The organism is Cognatazoarcus halotolerans, from assembly GCF_009800965.1.
GTDB classification, from domain to species: domain Bacteria; phylum Pseudomonadota; class Gammaproteobacteria; order Burkholderiales; family Rhodocyclaceae; genus Cognatazoarcus; species Cognatazoarcus halotolerans.
Map to the genome: position 1 here is coordinate 131,948 of NZ_WUAF01000006.1, position 15,528 is coordinate 147,475.

Annotated in this window: 13 protein-coding genes; 4 read left to right on the forward strand and 9 right to left on the reverse strand. The window is 61.1% G+C overall.

Annotation, left to right across the window (positions count from 1 at the left end):
- The first annotated feature begins 102 nt into the window (after positions 1-102).
- The 3 genes from GQB03_RS09855 (at position 103) to GQB03_RS09865 (ending at position 4,531) form a co-directional block, all read left to right on the forward strand.
- Complete coding sequence (locus GQB03_RS09855) at positions 103-363, forward strand: hypothetical protein (RefSeq protein ID WP_159688142.1); 261 nt, start codon at positions 103-105, stop codon at positions 361-363.
- A 252-nt stretch (positions 364-615) separates the two neighbouring features.
- A complete protein-coding gene (locus tag GQB03_RS09860) occupies positions 616-4,005 on the forward strand; it encodes a TonB-dependent receptor domain-containing protein (protein ID WP_159688147.1) in 3,390 nt (1,129 codons plus the stop codon).
- A 94-nt stretch (positions 4,006-4,099) separates the two neighbouring features.
- Positions 4,100-4,531 (forward strand): hypothetical protein, encoded by a 432-nt coding sequence (locus GQB03_RS09865; RefSeq protein ID WP_159688150.1) that lies wholly within the window; start codon positions 4,100-4,102, stop codon positions 4,529-4,531.
- Between the two features lie 37 nt (positions 4,532-4,568).
- Here the strand turns inward: GQB03_RS09865 and GQB03_RS09870 are convergent, their stop codons facing one another.
- The 9 genes from GQB03_RS09870 to clpS form a co-directional block, all read right to left on the reverse strand.
- Complete coding sequence (locus tag GQB03_RS09870; RefSeq protein WP_159688153.1) at positions 4,569-6,740, reverse strand: peptidase domain-containing ABC transporter; 2,172 nt, start codon at positions 6,738-6,740, stop codon at positions 4,569-4,571.
- 8 nt (positions 6,741-6,748) lie between these two features.
- Positions 6,749-8,011, reverse strand: coding sequence for an HlyD family secretion protein (locus tag GQB03_RS09875; RefSeq protein ID WP_159688156.1), 1,263 nt, complete (start codon positions 8,009-8,011; stop codon positions 6,749-6,751).
- A 72-nt stretch (positions 8,012-8,083) separates the two neighbouring features.
- The gene (locus GQB03_RS09880) at positions 8,084-8,224 is read right to left on the reverse strand and encodes a hypothetical protein (RefSeq protein ID WP_159688159.1); all 141 of its coding nucleotides are present in this window, start codon (positions 8,222-8,224) and stop codon (positions 8,084-8,086) included.
- A gap of 556 nt (positions 8,225-8,780) precedes the next feature.
- Positions 8,781-9,215 (reverse strand): nitrogen fixation protein, encoded by a 435-nt coding sequence (locus tag GQB03_RS09885; RefSeq protein ID WP_159688162.1) that lies wholly within the window; start codon positions 9,213-9,215, stop codon positions 8,781-8,783.
- A 10-nt stretch (positions 9,216-9,225) separates the two neighbouring features.
- Complete coding sequence (locus GQB03_RS09890) at positions 9,226-9,483, reverse strand: hypothetical protein (RefSeq protein WP_159688165.1); 258 nt, start codon at positions 9,481-9,483, stop codon at positions 9,226-9,228.
- Positions 9,484-9,949: 466 nt separating this feature from the next.
- Positions 9,950-11,263, reverse strand: a complete 1,314-nt coding sequence (aceA, locus tag GQB03_RS09895; RefSeq protein WP_159688187.1) for an isocitrate lyase — start codon at positions 11,261-11,263, stop codon at positions 9,950-9,952.
- A gap of 277 nt (positions 11,264-11,540) precedes the next feature.
- On the reverse strand, positions 11,541-12,026 hold the full coding sequence (rraA, locus tag GQB03_RS09900; RefSeq protein ID WP_159688190.1) for a ribonuclease E activity regulator RraA: 486 nt from the start codon (positions 12,024-12,026) through the stop codon (positions 11,541-11,543).
- Positions 12,027-12,276: 250 nt separating this feature from the next.
- Complete coding sequence (gene clpA, locus GQB03_RS09905; protein WP_159688193.1) at positions 12,277-14,553, reverse strand: ATP-dependent Clp protease ATP-binding subunit ClpA; 2,277 nt, start codon at positions 14,551-14,553, stop codon at positions 12,277-12,279.
- A 2-nt stretch (positions 14,554-14,555) separates the two neighbouring features.
- Complete coding sequence (clpS, locus tag GQB03_RS09910) at positions 14,556-14,864, reverse strand: ATP-dependent Clp protease adapter ClpS (RefSeq protein WP_159688196.1); 309 nt, start codon at positions 14,862-14,864, stop codon at positions 14,556-14,558.
- 392 nt (positions 14,865-15,256) lie between these two features.
- Here clpS and GQB03_RS09915 point away from each other — a divergent pair, with 392 nt between their 5' ends.
- A complete protein-coding gene (locus GQB03_RS09915; protein WP_159688522.1) occupies positions 15,257-15,460 on the forward strand; it encodes a cold-shock protein in 204 nt (67 codons plus the stop codon).
- Positions 15,461-15,528: the final 68 nt, after the last annotated feature.

Sequence of the window (15,528 nt, forward strand, 5' to 3'; positions counted from 1 at the left end):
TCCCGGGGCTGGTTGAGTCCGACTATGAACTATGTCACTAGACGACATGAATTTTGACCTTTGTGCGTCGCCGCAACGATAGCATGCTGGAACTGCCGTGAAATGCAGGTCGCATCGACCGGTTTTTTTCACGTAGATCTGGAGGCGTTACCAATGAGCGGTTCGATTTTCGGCGAGAAAGATACCGGTTTGGGCGCATATTCGGTGCCCCCGTGCTTCGAGTTGCCCAGAGGAGTCGGCGTGACGCTGCGGTGCAGCCCGTCGATAGTCGGATCACGTATTCGCAAGTGGCCCGATGTCCCTGCCGGAATGATTGATCTGCTGCGTCATGACGGCGATCTGGACGTTCTTTTCGAGGATTGATACTGCAATTTGGCTCCGCTATCGACTGTCGGGCGGCAATAAACTGCTTGGCCGGGTAACACTTTGTGATAATTTTCGGGCTTGTTGCCGTGCGCTGTATGCGCAGTGGCGGCGGGCACGGGATTACCGGCACAGGGTTTTGTCCGGTTTGCCGCGCCGGATTCGAGGCTGACCAGAAGACGATTCCCCCGCTTGGTTTGCGTGAGATCGAGGATGCCCTGAGTCTGGCACTTTCAGTAAAAGGGGCGCGCAGTGACAGGCAAGGGAAAGGATTGGCTACGGGCGCTGGTAGCAACGATTCTGCTTTCGGCGTCGATGCAGGTACTTGCGGCGTGTGCGGTACCGGCAGGCGAGGTGGTTTCCGTCCAAGGTCTGGTCGAAGTCCGCGGTCAGGATTCTGAAAGTTGGCATTCGGTTTCGGCCAGACATCATCTGTGCGCGGGTGACCGGGTCTCGGTACGCGCCTTTGGCCGGGCGGCGATCGTGCTGGCCGGCGACATACTAGTCCGCCTGGACCAGAATTCCACGCTGACGGTTATGCCCCCGGGGCCGCAGGCAGACGGTGTGCTCGGTCTTGCTCAGGGGGCAGTCCACGTCATCAGCCGGTTTCGAAAGCGCCTCGGCGTAGAGACGCCTTTTATCAACGCGTTGGTCGACGGTACCGAATTCACGGTATTCCAGGACGGCGCGGGCGGTCGTGTGGTCGTCACGGAAGGTCGTGTCAGGGCTTCGAACGGTGCAGGGGAGATCCTGCTGCTCGCGGGCGAAGCCGCACGGGCGGGAGCATCCGGTGCACCGTTTCCGGTATCGATCAGGCCGGTTGATGCGATCCGGTGGGTGATTCATTACCCGCCGGTGATTCATTTGACCGAGACCGTGACAAGTGCGTTGCCCGACGCGCTTGCGACCCGGGCGCGTGATGCAGCAGCCCTGTTTGCGTCGAACCAGCCGGGCCGGGCGCTCGAGGCCCTCGGCGACGACGCTGGCCTGCGGGCCGTCCCGGCACTGCGTGCCTTGCGTGCCTCGATGCTTCTGGCCGTCGGCAGGGTCGATGATGCCCGCCCGCTCATGAACGGCATCCCGGCCGGCGAGCAGGGCGCCGCGCTGAGTGCGCTGAATGCGATCGTCAAGCTGGCAGCAAATGACGTGCCAGGTGCGACAGAGCAGGCTGAAGCCGCGGTGCTGGCGGATCGGAGTTCGGTGCCCGCGTGGCTCGCACTGAGCTATGTCAGACAGGGGGCGCGCGACCCTGAGGGGGCGCTTGAGGCTGCCGGAGCGGCTTGTCTTGCGTCACCGGATGATGCTCTGGCCTGGGCCCGGCGCGCCGAGCTGGCGCTCTCGCTATCGCGAATCGATGAAGGTCGTCGCTACGCCATGCGCGCGCTCGAGATCGATCCGACGGTTGCGCGTGGCAAGGCGTTATTGGGATTTGCCGATCTGCTCGGCGGGAATCTGACTGTGGCTTCGGCCCGATTCGGCGCTGCCCTGCAGGGTGACCCCAACGAGCCTCTGACGCATCTTGGCGCAGGCCTGGCGCTGATCCGCTCGGGACAGCTTGCCGAAGGTCGGCGCGAGATCGAGATCGCGGTGATTCTTGATCCCTCCAACGCAGAGTTGCGCAGCACGCTGGGTCGTGCCTACCTGGAGGAGAGCCGGGGCAAGGTGGCGAACGATCAGTTCGAGCTTGCCAAGCGGCTCGATCCTGCCTCGCCCACGCCCTGGTACTACGGGGCCTATGGAAAACTGCGGGAGAGTGATCCTCTCGGCGCGATCGCGGACAGTCGACATGCGATCGAATTGAATGACAATCGTGCGGTGCTCCGCTCGGACAACATGCTCGACTCGGATCGAGCTGCACGCAATGCGGATCTGGGGCTCGCCTACCGGATGATCGGTTTTGAGGCGTCCCTGGGTGATGTCGCTCGAGCGGCCGTCGAGGATGATCCCCGCAGCGGTGCGGCACACCGGCTGATGAACGGCGCCTACGCCGAGCAGAGCGGTTTTGAGACGGCGCGGGTTTCCGAACTCCTGCAGGCACGCTTGCGCTCGCCGCTTGGAGCGCGGCCTCAGGATGCCTATCAGCTGGTTCCCTCCTTGCCTGTGCTGGACGGACCGCGGGCTTTGTCGCCTGACGAGACCACCGGGCTTTTTGCTTCTGGAATGCACCATTTTTCGGCCGGTCTGCTGTTCGGCTCTCAGGATACGCGCGGGGCCAGTGTGACTGCGTCCGCAGCGTCGGAGCAGACGCAGATCTCGGGCAGCGCATTCGATGTGCGTAGCGACGGATTCGGGGGGGCTTCCGACGTCGCGATCTCCGGGCAGCGTGTCGAGTTGCGAGTGGATCCGTCCGTGGCGACTGCGGTGATCGGGGAACTGAGCCACACCGATCGAAGCGGCTCGAATTTCGCGCAGCGCCTGTTCGCCGATGCCGGGGACCCCGATCGGCGAACCCTCGTGCGTCGTGACGAGGGACGGTTGAGTCTGCGCCACGCGCCTTCGTTCGACGAGGAGTGGATCGTCAGCGCAAAGGTCGGCAAGGTCGATGCAAGCAAGGCCGCGACCAGCATCATTCCGTTCTTCCCCGATGACCTCGTGCTGACACTCAAGGAAGATCGGGATATCGACTTCCATGAGGTGGGTGTCCATTACGGCAGGGGTGTCGGTGCCGCGTCGTGGCAGGCCGGCGGCTATGCCTATCGGGCGGATGATCGAGGCCGGTCCGCTTTCGCCTGCTGCGGAGTCGGCGACCCGTTGCTCCCCGATCCGCCGGTACGGCGCACGGTTGCTCACGATCGCGTTTACTCCAGCGCCGCGCTGGATCTATCAAGGGCTTTGTCGGCAATGGCGGGGCTCGACTATGACCGCTACCGCGATAGCGATATTTCGACTGTCGAGCGGTTCAGCGGCAAGCTCGGGGTTCGCTTCCGCCCAGGGGCCGGGAGCGAGGTGCGGGCCGCCGTGATCCAGGCGGTCAAGGGTGACTATTGGCAAGACGAAACGCTCCAACCGACCGTTTTCAACGGCTTTGAGCAGTCATTCGACGATCTGAACGGCACGACATCGACCCGCTATGCCCTCGCCGCGCAGCGTAGACTTGCGGGTGGAGGCCTGCTCGGGGCCGAATGGTCTTCGCGGGATCTGAGCATCCCCACCCTGGGTTGTTCTGTGCCGTGCCGGGCGGACTGGCGGGAGTTGCGGCACCGGCTGTTTGCAGAGTATCCGGTTGCGCCATGGGCCGCCGTTTCGGCCCAGTGGCGATTCGAATCCAGCCGGCGAGAGGCAGTGCCGGACGCCACTGCGACGATCACTGTGCCCACGAGGCTGCAGACCGAACTCGTGCCGCTCGGACTGTGGCTGCGTCCCGTGCATGCCCTCGGTGTATTGGTGGAAGCGGTACGCATGCGCCAGAAGGGCACGATGTTCAATGCTGGCGTCAGCGACACGCGCCACGAGTCGGTGTGGCTGGCGAATCTGCGATTCAGATACCAGACTTCATATGCGCCGTGGTACCTGGAGGCTGGCGTCCGCAATCTCTTCGACCGGAATTTCGCCTACCAGAATACCGATTATCGTGACGAAGCGCGGACACCTTTGTTCTACCCGGAGCGCTCCCTTTATTTGCGGATGGGAGTCAATTTCTGATCGGTTTACGCAAAGCCGAACGGCATTCCGGATCTACTCGTCAATCGGCATCCGGGCCGCAGCTTTCAAGTTCGACACACCAGGAGAATCGACAATGAAATATTCGCTCAGCACTTCCCGCCGCGTAAGACAGGCCGTCCTGCTGCTGCCCCTCGGTCTGGTTGTGACCGCCTGCCAGCACATGCCACATCCCGGCGGGGATGCTTCTAACGGGTCCGAGTTGGCGCAGCGGTTCGTCAAGCCGGTAGATGGCTTGGTCGGCATCATCGTTGGGCGGGACGGCGAGCTGACCGTCGTTGATCGAAATGGCAAGATCGTTCCCGCCTGCAGTCTTCCGGGGGTGCATCCCGACGATGGCAAGCGGTCGACTGCCATCGATTCCGATCTGCCCACCTGCAGGGGGACCACGGGCACCAATATTCTCAAGGTCACACCGATCTCGGTAATGAACCATACCGGCTCCGATTGCATCACCATCAGTGGTGTGACGTTCGGCCGCGCCTGGCAGCGAACGGTCTGCCCCTGAGCAAGGCCGGCGCAGCAGCTCGGCGAGGCGCAGGGTTTCAGCCGATTTCGGCAAGGCGGCCGTGCATGCGTGACGCCATCCGCGACGATTCGCGCTCCACCACCTGCATTTCGGTTGCGCCCGCCGCGCCGTTGAGTACGATCACCCGGTCGGCGCTCGCGATGGTTTCCGGCCGGTGGGCGACAATTACGCGCGTCAGGGAAAGTCCCTTCACCGCTTCGTTGATGGCCTTTTCGCGGGCTACGTCGAGATGGCTGGTGGCCTCGTCGAGGAACAGGATGCGCGGTTGCTTGTAGAGCGCACGGGCCAGGAGGATGCGTTGCTTCTGGCCACCAGAGAGCACGGTTCCCATGTCCCCGACGAGGGTGTTGTATTGCATCGACATGCCGACGATGTCGTCGTGGATGGCAGCCATGCGCGCACACTCCTCAAGCCGCTGATGATCGATCTGCGGGTCGAAGAAGCTGATGTTCTCGGCCACCGAGCCAGCGAAGAGTTGATCGTCCTGCATCACGCTCGCGACCGCGTCGCGGTATTGGGAGAGGCCAATGCGGGAGAGCGGTGTGCCGTCGATTTCGATCTGGCCTGCAGTTGGCTCCAGTAGGCCGAGGAGGAGCTTCATCAGCGTCGTCTTGCCGCAGCCCGAGGGACCGACGATCGCGACCGATTCACCCGCTGCAATGCTGAAGCTCAAGGCATCGAGCACGTCGGGGTCGGATGCGCCGTAGCGATAGGAGAGATTGCGTACCGTAATCGCTCCGGCGATCGGGTTGCGGGCCACAGCGACTGGAGGTGCCGCAGGTTCCGCTTCAGTCAGTGCGATATCGCCGATGCGCTCTGCGTGCAGGCCGAGCATGCGCAGTTCGAGGCCTTTCTCGATGAGTGCCGCAATGCGTTGCACGAACTGCGTCTTGTAGGAGACGAAGGCGAACAGCATGCCGACCGAAAAGCCGGTTCCGAGTCCGGCATCGAGTACGAGCAGCGCGCCGAGCCAGATGGTGAGTACGTTCTCGACACCGAAGAGGATGCCATTCAAGGCCTTGTACAGGATCGAAAGACGCTGGGTGCGGATGCCGGCGTTGAACTGCGCGACCGCGAGGTTCTGCCAGGCAGAAAGCCTGGGTACCTCATGCGCGAACAGGCGGATGCTCTGCATGCCGCGGACCGTCTCGAGAAAGTGACTCTGCTGGCGCGCGCCGCGGACGATATGCTCTTCGGTGGCAAGGCGCAAGGGGCGGTAGAGGAGTAGTCGGAGCAGGCCGTAGAGCGCGGCCGCGGCTACCGCGATCAGGGTCAGCTTGACGCTGTAAAAGAGCATCATGCCGAGGGTCAGCAGCACCATCACGCCGTCGATAAGGGCCTCGAGAACCCCGTTTGTAAGGGTTCGCTGGATTTCGCTGACCGATTCGAAGCGCGAAACGATATCACCCATGTGCCGTTTTTCGAACCAGGCCATGGGAAGGCGGATGAGATGCCGGAAAAGGTTGGCCTGGAGTTGAAGATTGAGCGAGGTGCCGAGCACCATCAGTACCCAGGCGCGTAGCGCCGTAACGCCGGCCTGGATCAGGGCAAGCAGTAGAAACGCGGTGCCGAGGACGGCGACAAGGTCGCGGTCCTGCGAGACCAGTGCCTGATCGACGACCCACTGCATGAAAAAAGGCCCGATCAGTAGGAACAGTTGCAGCACCAGGGCCAGCAGCAGTACCTGGGCCGCTGCACCACCGATTCCCGGCAGACGGCCGATGAGTCTGGCTATCCGTACCTTGCGCTTTTCGGTGCGGGGCTGAAAATCAGTCGAGGGACTCAGTTCGAGCGCCACGCCGGTGAAGTGTCGGGAGAACTCGCTCAGCGGGATGTCGCGCTGGCCACTTGCGGGATCATTGATGGAAATGCGGTCGCCCCGAACGCGGGTCATGACCACGAAGTGATTGAAATCCCAGTGCAGGATGCACGGCAACCTGAGTTTCCCCAGATGTTCGAGATCGAGCCTGAGCGGGCGGGGTACGAGATCGAGATGTCCGGCCAGACGCATCAGATCGGCGAGAGTCGATCCACGCAGTGAGATCGCGTGACGTGCGCGCAGGGTGGCGAGGTCGATCTGGTGGCCGTGGTGACCTGCGATCATGGCGAGGCAGGTGAGGCCGCATTCCGCGGCCTCCGACTGGAGCATGACGGGCGTTGCTCGGTGAGCGGAAAAATCGAGCTTCATGGTGGGCCTCATACGCGTCCGGCAACCGAGATGAGCGGATCAAATACCCACTCGATCAGGCGCCTGCTGTCGATCCGGACATCGGCATCGAGTGCCATGCCCGCCTGAAGTGCCATGTCCTGACCGTATGCCTTCACCGCTTGCGCAGGCAGTCGCACCGTTACGAGGTAGACCGGCTCCTGAACCTGCACCGGCAGGCGGGCCTCACCGGGCTGGATGACTGTGCGGCCAATTTCGCTCACCGTGCCGAGGTGGTGGCCGAAGCGCTGATACGGAAAGGCCTGGTAGCGCAGCGCGACCTGTTGATCAGCGTGGATGAAACCTGCCGCGCGGGTTGGCACCAGCAGGCGTGCCTCAAGCGCGGCGCCGGCGGGCAGGATGGATAGAAGGGGCGTGTCCGGTGCGACGGTCTGACCGCGTTCTGCGAGTACGGTGGTGACCGTGCCGTCGGTCTGAGCTGTCAGCACGACCTCGCGTCTGGCGTCGCCCTCGGTAAGCTGCTGGTCGATCTCCGAGATCTGACGACCCATAGCGGCGCTGTTGTTGGCGCGACGAAGGGTCGACGCTTCGAAGTCGGTTCGGGCACTGTCTATCTCCCGCTCGAGACCCGCGATGACGCGTTCGATACCCGCGAGCTGGGCGCGCTGATCAAGCAGATCCTCGAGTTTTTGCTGGACCGTGGCTTCCGAGACGAATCTTGCTTCGAGCAGTTGACGATTGCGTGTGACCGTCCGTTCCGCGCTGGCGACACGACTGCGCTGTATGTTCAACTGCGCGCGCGCCTGGGCAAGCTCGGAGCCGAGGCCGCGGATCCGGTCCTCAATTCCCCGGGATGTGAGCGTGTCGATTTCGGCCTGCTTGGCGAGTTCGCGTGCCAGGCTGTCGCGGCGGGCACGTAGCTCGTGGAGCATCGCGGCCTGTGTTGCCATGCTCGTGCTGCTGGCGCGCTCACTGGAAACGACCATCAGTGTTTCGCCGCGCTTCACCTCCTGTCCTTCGGTAACTCTAGCCTCCACGACGGTGCCGGACTGGGGCGTGTAGACCTTGATCATGCCCAGGGTCGGAGCGAGATAGCCGCTGACATGTTCCTTGCGCGTGTACTGTCCCCACCACGCAAAGATGATCAATGCGGCCGCAATGGCGCAAGCACATGCGACCAGAAAGCGGACGCCCGGTCTGGGAGCAATCAGCACGTCGCCGTGCGATGTGTCGTTCTGGGCCTCGAGGGCTTCGACACGGAACAGGGGGGGCGCATCGGGAGATCGGGACATGGAGGTTTCCTCTTGCGGGCGAATGGGGGGCCGACTGCGACAAGAACGGGCTCGCAGCCGGGGCCGTCGTGGTTATTTGCCGGGAGGGGGATCCTTGCGGACGTAGGGGCCGCAGTGTGCGCATCCGCCGAGCAGCAGCGCGGCGCCGACGACGATCAAGGGGAGGAAGCCGCCACTGATCTGGCGGATCTGTTCTGGGTTCAGCGTTTGCATGATGAGGCTCCTTGACAGAGGAGGGGATTCAAGGCCGGGCTGCCGTCTTCCTCGCGTTTCTCTGGTGCGATCCCAAGGAAGCGCGTGCCTTTGACTGCGACGTGAGCGGCACGCCCTCCCCCGTGACCGCTTCGGGTTCAGCCTTCGAAAGTGGGGTCGGACAGTCCTGCATCCTCGCGTCCATGAATATCTCCGGAGTTGCCTGGATACGCCCTTCGGGTTGGGGAACACAGCTCCGGGGACGTGGTTCCAGCTTAGATCGGGTCGGCCTCGTTTCGGATAGCGGGTGTCACTACGACGCAGTGACCAAGATCACAGTGCCCCGTCGCTGCGGAATACGCGCAGTGGGCCCCGTCAGGGCCTTGAAACCGACTCAGGAGCACGGTCGGCAAACGGTGCTCGCGGTTACGGAAATCCGGCTCTTGGAGAGCCAGCAGGCTGCTGCAGGCAAAGTGCCTGGCAGGCATGGTACGTGTCGGTCGTGAAACGGATGCGGAGGTCGGCCCATGCGATTGATCCCGCACTGGGCCGAACCATCAGCCGGCGCTTGCCGCGCTTAGCGGACGATGGGGTCAGCCGCTTCACGCATTTCGGGTGAAGGTGCGTAATCGACGGTGACGACCTGCGGGCAGCGGCGACAGGCGCTTGCACCTTCCTGCTGCCACCAGCGACACGAGGTTCGGATGGCGCACCGTGGTAGCTTCTCGAAAACCACCGGTGCGAGGCGGACGGTCTTTTCGACCAGACGGCAGGTACTTCGCGCGTCATCGTAGTGACCACAGGCGCTCTTCGCGCATGGTGCTGCAAAGCGGAAGACTTCAGCGGGCGCCACCGGGCCGGCCAGCTCCAGCAAGGCCGGAGTGACCGGCTGGGTTTGGTCGAGATAGGCCGTTTCCGGCCTGTCCGGGGCGCCACCGACAACCGCGAAGAGCCTTGCATCGTCCCAGTCGTGCTGGGCACTTGGGCAGAGCGTATCGGGCGTGGTGGGCATGATGATGTCCTCAGCGAAGCACGGGAACGGCCATCTGGCTGTCAAGTGGGTTGTTGAGGATGTCGATCGGCCCGAAAATGCCGCCCGCGATGATCGGGTAGCTGAGCTTCGAAAGCACTGCGCCGCCCGAAACTCGGTCGAGTTCCGCCGCGCTCAGTTCGTTCATTTTCTGCCTTGCGGCCAAAGCGCGATCCAGCCCCTGGCGGGCCAGCGTTTCCAGGTCGTTGGCCGTGATGCTCTGAGGTTTGTCGTGTCGATGGGTTTTCATGGTGCTCTCCGGAAAGTGTCGTGCATGGGATCTAGAGGACGGCCAGTACGTTCGGGCCGTGATGCCACTCTAGGGTTCCGTGGCACCCGGCTCGACGTGACACTGCACCCTCGGCCGGTGATCCATGTCACATGCAGGACCGCTCTCCGCGCGGGGGCGAGAGTCGGATGAGCGTGGCCCGGGGGCTACTCGCATCGGAGCTTGCAATGCAACGCCTGATCCGACCCGGGATGCGCCGCGCCGCTTCGCAAGGGCAGAACGGTGGGGCCTTATCGACGCCGTCATTACCCGATGCAGGAGGCCCTATCGGAGGGATGTGAGCGCTGCCGAGGGGGAGTGCCTCTATACGACAGAGAGGGCGGGCGCCTTGCTATGAGCAGAAAAAAACGCCCCCCGTGATCGGGAGGCGTTCTGCTTGCGCTTTGCGATTGCGGCGATTGATCTCACCGCAGGGCTGACTTGTCGATCAGTGGAACTGCTCTTCCTCGGTCGATCCGGTCAGAGCCTTCACGGACGACGAGCCGCCCTGGATAACGGTGGTCACGTCGTCGAAATAGCCGGCGCCGACTTCCTGCTGGTGCGACACGAAGGTGTAACCCTTCTCGCGTGCAGCGAATTCCGGCTCCTGCACCATCTCGGTGTAGTGCTTCATGCCTTCGCCGCGGGCATAGGCGTGTGCGAACTGGAAGGTGTTGTACCAGTTGACGTGGATACCCGCTAGGGTGATGAACTGGTACTTGTAGCCCAGTGCGGCGAGGTCGTCCTGGAACGTCGCGATCTGCTTGTCGTCGAGGTTTTTCTTCCAGTTGAAGGACGGCGAGCAGTTGTACGAGAGCAGCTTGCCCGGGCACGCAGCCTGCACAGCCTGGGCGAACTCGCGGGCGAAGCCGATATCGGGTACGCCAGTCTCACACCACACCAGATCGGCATACGGTGCGTATGCGACACCGCGGCTGATGGCCTGCTCGAGACCGTTCTTGACACGGTAGAAGCCTTCCTGGGTACGCTCGCCGGTGACAAACGGCTGGTCATTGGCGTCGCAGTCGCTGGTCAGCAGGTTGGCGGCCTCGGCATCGGTACGGGCCAGAACGATGGTGGGCACGCCCATCACATCGGCCGCGAAACGTGCTGCGATCAGCTTTTCGACCGCCTCGCGGGTCGGCACCAGTACCTTGCCACCCATGTGGCCGCACTTCTTCACCGCAGCCAGCTGGTCTTCGAAGTGAACCCCGGCGGCGCCCGCAGCGATCATGTTCTTCATCAGTTCGAAGGCGTTCAGCACGCCGCCGAAACCGGCTTCCGCATCCGCAACGATCGGCAGGAAGTAGTCGATGAAGCCTTCATCACCCGGATTGACACCACGGCCCCACTGGATTTCGTCAGCGCGCTTGAAGGTGTTGTTGATGCGGCGAACCATCGTCGGCACCGAATCGTAGGCATACAGCGACTGATCGGGGTACATGGTTTCGGACGTGTTGCCGTCTGCAGCAACCTGCCAGCCCGACAGATAAACGGCTTCCAGGCCTGCCTTGGCCTGCTGCATCGCCTGGCCGGCGGTAATGGCACCGAAGGCGTTCACGTAGCCCTTCTTGGCGCCGCCGTTGACCTTTTCCCAGAGCTTTTCGGCACCGTTCTTGGCCAGCGTGTACTCCGGCTGCAGGCTGCCACGCAGACGCACGACGTCGGCGGCACTGTAGCCACGCTTGACGAGCTTCCAGCGGGGGTTTTCAGCCCAGTCCTTTTCGAGGGCGGCGATTTGTTGTTCGCGGGTCATGGTCATGGTTTTTCCTTGACGAGTTACGAGGGAGAAGGGGTACCGATTGGATCAGGCCGATCTCGCCAGATCCGACCGGGCCATCAGGACATTGCTGAAGGCATCCGGCATGGAGAAGAGTATAGGTAATATTCTGCAGAGCAGCAATAGGTCTTATATAAGATACAAGAAATAATGTTTCGCATAAAAAACAAATACTTGAGAAGCTGGTTTTGTAATGTGAAACGCATTTTCCAGAAATGAAACGGGCTGCTGCTGCAATGCGGCTGGCGTCGGGAATTGCTTACAGAAGTGGTTCGGAGCTCACGACAATTCCGTCGTGGTCCGCGTAAAGGTATTCGCCGGCAGTGAAGGTGAGGCCCGCGAAGCGCACCGGGATATCCGTTTCGCCAACACCCTTCTTGATGCTCTTGCGTGGATGTGTCCCGAGTGCGAGAACGCCGATGTCCATTTGGCTGATTGCGTGTGAGTCGCGGATGCAGCCATATACGACAATTCCGGCCCAGCCGTTCTTGACACCGAGAACGGCCAGTTGATCACCGACCATGGCGCAGCGCATCGAGCCGCCTGCATCGACCACGAGCACGCGGCCGTTGCCCGCGCCTTCAAGGGCACTGCGAACGAGAGAATTGTCCTCGAATACCTTGAGGGTACTGATCGGCCCGCCGAAGGCGGCACGTCCTCCGAAGCTGCGCAGGCCGATGGGGTCGGCGACGCGAACGCCTTCTTCGTGCTGGTCGCAAAGATCGGCGGTCTGAATGTTGTTCATACTCGATTTTCCTTTCCGAGGTTGCTGAGAGGCCGCAGTGTGATGGCCGGGTACTTTGTCGTATCTGCCCCGCGAATTGCGATCGGGCGTGCTCGAGTTCAGTGCTTGCTTACAGGATGGCGTCTCGGGGCGCTCCTTTCACCGGGTCACATGGTAGCAGTAGTCGGCGTTGCGTCGCAGCAATGGCTGCGCTTGCCGGCGACATGAAAAAAGGCAGCCCGTGGGCTGCCTTTGATGAATGACCTACCGTTCAGGCAGTCGTCGCTTCTTCTTCCTTCTCGAATTCGAGGCTAACCTTGCCATCGTCATCAAGGTCGATCGTGACATGACCGCCATTGGCCAGTCGACCGAACAGCAATTCGTCCGCGAGTGCCGAACGAATCGTGTCCTGAATCAGCCGTGCCATCGGTCGCGCGCCCATGAGCGGGTCGAAGCCGTGCTCCGCGAGCCAGGCCTTGAGCTCGTCGGTGAAGGTGGCCTCGACCTTCTTGTCGTGCAGCTGCGCCTCGAGCTGCATCAGGAACTTGTCGACGACCTTCAGTATGACCTCGTGATCAAGTGCTGCGAACGAGATGATCCCGTCGAGCCGGTTGCGGAACTCTGGCGAGAACATGCGTTTTATCTCGGCCATTTCGTCACCACTCTCTCGTTTCGCAGAGAAGCCGATTACCGCCTTTTGCATCGATTCGGCACCGGCATTGGTTGTCATGACCAGGATTACGTTCCGGAAATCCGCCTGACGCCCGTTGTTGTCGGTGAGCTTGCCGTGGTCCATTACCTGCAGAAGAATGTTGTAGATGTCGGGATGAGCTTTCTCGATCTCGTCCAGCAGAAGAACACAATGGGGTTTCTTGTTTATTGCTTCTGTCAGCAAGCCTCCCTGGTCAAACCCCACGTAGCCCGGAGGCGCGCCGATCAGGCGGCTTACTGCGTGCCGCTCCATGTACTCGGACATGTCGAAACGCTCGAGTTCGATACCCAAAGTGTAGGCGAGTTGCCTGGCGACTTCCGTCTTGCCTACGCCTGTGGGGCCGCTGAACAGGAAGCAACCGATCGGTTTCTGTGGATTGCCAAGTCCGGACCGCGACATCTTTATCGCCTTGGCGAGTGCGTCTATCGCGGGATCCTGGCCGAAGACGACATTCTTCAGATCGCGGTGAAGGTTGCGTAGTGCATTCTTGTCGTCAGAAGATACGCTGCGCGGCGGGATACGCGCGATCTTGGCCACGATCTCCTCGATCTCGCCCTTGCCAATCGTTTTCTTCTGCTTGGACTTGGGCAGGATGCGCTGCGCCGCGCCTGCCTCGTCAATCACATCGATCGCCTTGTCCGGCAGATGGCGGTCATTAATGTATTTTGCGGACAGTTCGGCCGCGGAATTCAACGCCGCGGTCGAATACTTGATTCCGTGATGCTCTTCGAAGCGACTTTTGAGTCCTTTCAGAATCTCGACGGTCTCGGCTACCGATGGTTCGACGACATCGATCTTCTGGAATCGGCGTGACAGTGCGTGATCCTTCTCGAATATCTGACGGAACTCGGTGTACGTCGTGGCACCGATGCATTTCAGCTGGCCGCTTGACAGGGCAGGCTTGAGGAGGTTGGAGGCGTCAAGAGTTCCACCCGACGCCGCGCCGGCACCAATCAGCGTGTGAATTTCATCGATAAAGAGAACCGCGTTGGTGTGATCCACCAGCTGCTTCAATACTGCCTTCAGGCGTTGCTCGAAATCCCCTCGGTATTTCGTGCCAGCGAGCAGGGCGCCCATATCCAGCGCGTAAACCTGTGCATCTGCGAGAATCTCGGGCACCCGGCCTTCAATGATGCGTCGCGCCAAGCCCTCCGCGATTGCCGTCTTTCCCACACCGGCTTCGCCTACGAGCAACGGATTGTTTTTCCGCCGCCGACAAAGCGTCTGAATGACCCGCTCGACTTCTTTCTCCCTACCAATAAGGGGGTCGATCTTGCCTACCAACGCGAGCTGGTTGAGATTCTGGGTGTAGTTCTCGAGGGCGCCGCCTGCAGCCTGGGCTTCCTGTTCGCCTTCGGCCTGCTCCCCTTCCGGGCGTGGTGCGCCGGGGCTTGGAGGCTGAGCTGCCTTGGTTACGCCATGAGAAATGAAATTGACGACGTCCAGGCGCGAAATCCCCTGCCGCTGGAGAAAGTACACCGCATGTGAATCCTTTTCGCCGAAGATCGCCACCAGCACGTTGGCGCCGGTCACTTCCTTCTTGCCGGAAGACTGTACGTGAAGGATCGCCCGCTGTATGACTCTTTGAAAACCGAGTGTAGGCTGGGTGTCGATCTCTTCCTCGCCTTCGACCTTTGGCGTGTGATCACCGATGAAAGTGGTGAGTTCGCGCCGCAACTCCTCGATGTTCGCCGCACAGGCACGAAGTACTTCGGCTGCTGAAGGGTTATCCAGCAGGGCAAGCAGAAGATGTTCGACCGTGATGAACTCATGGCGCTTTTGGCGAGCTTCGACGAACGCCATGTGGAGACTGACTTCAAGCTCTTGAGCGATCATTACTAGTTTTCCTCCATGACGCACGCGAGGGGGTGCTGATGTTGCCTCGCAAATGCCACTACCTGTTCCACCTTCGTGGCAGCCAGATCCTTGGGGTAGGTACCGCAGACCCCCATGCCTTCCTTGTGGACTTTGAGCATGATCCGCGTCGCTTGTTCTCGGTCCTTACTGAAAAACTTCTGCAGAACCACTATCACGAAATCCATCGGCGTGAAATCGTCGTTCAACAGCATTACTTTATACATCGGAGGTGGTTTGACCTTCGAGCGCTCGGCTTCAAGCAGGAATTCGTCTTGTTTTCGGGTTGCCATGAGATTCATTCTAACCAAGTGCGAAGAGAGTGCAACACAAGCACCGGGCTTCACGATGTGGTGTTTTTCCCACCTTTCTTGAAGAAATCGATATTGCGCTGCAATTCACACCCAACTGTATGAGAAATAAGGCCAAATCTCATATTTTCAAGTGCATGGCTTGATTTGGTGTGATGGAATGCTGTAGTGCAGCATCAAAAACGCGCAAACAGGCGTTGACGGGGCTTATCCAAGCCAGTAAAAACTCAGGCGTGCCTTGCTTGATGTGCGGGCAGTCGTGCGCTATGGCGGCCTTGCAAGGGCTGAGTGTGGCGATGGCTCCTGCTTGGTGAGGCTGGTGCAACCCGATTAGAAATCGGTCAGACATGCGTTTAATTGAAGGAATGAGCAATATGGCAACTGGCACTGTTAAGTGGTTCAACGACTCGAAGGGCTTCGGCTTCATCACCCCGGACGATGGCAGCGAAGATCTCTTCGCGCACTTTTCCGCCATCTCCATGAGTGGCTTCAAGTCGCTCAAAGAGGGTGAAAAAGTCAGCTTCGAGGTTACCCAGGGTCCGAAGGGTAAGCAGGCTTCTAACATCCAGAAAGCCTGATGCTTGCGGCGGGGCAGAGCGCTCCGCTGGGTAAGAAAGCCGCCGCGTCAAACCGGCGGTTTTTTGTT

What these genes read in the sequence shown, in the direction of transcription:
- GQB03_RS09855 (WP_159688142.1), top strand. Translation starts at nt 103, where the DNA reads ATGCAGGTCGCATCGACCGGTTTTTTTCACGTAGATCTGGAGGCGTTA.
- GQB03_RS09865 (WP_159688150.1), top strand. Translation starts at nt 4,100, where the DNA reads ATGAAATATTCGCTCAGCACTTCCCGCCGCGTAAGACAGGCCGTCCTG.
- GQB03_RS09870 (WP_159688153.1), bottom strand. Translation starts at nt 6,740, where the DNA reads ATGAAGCTCGATTTTTCCGCTCACCGAGCAACGCCCGTCATGCTCCAG.
- GQB03_RS09875 (WP_159688156.1), bottom strand. Translation starts at nt 8,011, where the DNA reads ATGTCCCGATCTCCCGATGCGCCCCCCCTGTTCCGTGTCGAAGCCCTC.
- GQB03_RS09880 (WP_159688159.1), bottom strand. Translation starts at nt 8,224, where the DNA reads ATGCAAACGCTGAACCCAGAACAGATCCGCCAGATCAGTGGCGGCTTC.
- GQB03_RS09885 (WP_159688162.1), bottom strand. Translation starts at nt 9,215, where the DNA reads ATGCCCACCACGCCCGATACGCTCTGCCCAAGTGCCCAGCACGACTGG.
- GQB03_RS09890 (WP_159688165.1), bottom strand. Translation starts at nt 9,483, where the DNA reads ATGAAAACCCATCGACACGACAAACCTCAGAGCATCACGGCCAACGAC.
- aceA (WP_159688187.1), bottom strand. Translation starts at nt 11,263, where the DNA reads ATGACCATGACCCGCGAACAACAAATCGCCGCCCTCGAAAAGGACTGG.
- rraA (WP_159688190.1), bottom strand. Translation starts at nt 12,026, where the DNA reads ATGAACAACATTCAGACCGCCGATCTTTGCGACCAGCACGAAGAAGGC.
- clpA (WP_159688193.1), bottom strand. Translation starts at nt 14,553, where the DNA reads ATGATCGCTCAAGAGCTTGAAGTCAGTCTCCACATGGCGTTCGTCGAA.
- clpS (WP_159688196.1), bottom strand. Translation starts at nt 14,864, where the DNA reads ATGGCAACCCGAAAACAAGACGAATTCCTGCTTGAAGCCGAGCGCTCG.
- GQB03_RS09915 (WP_159688522.1), top strand. Translation starts at nt 15,257, where the DNA reads ATGGCAACTGGCACTGTTAAGTGGTTCAACGACTCGAAGGGCTTCGGC.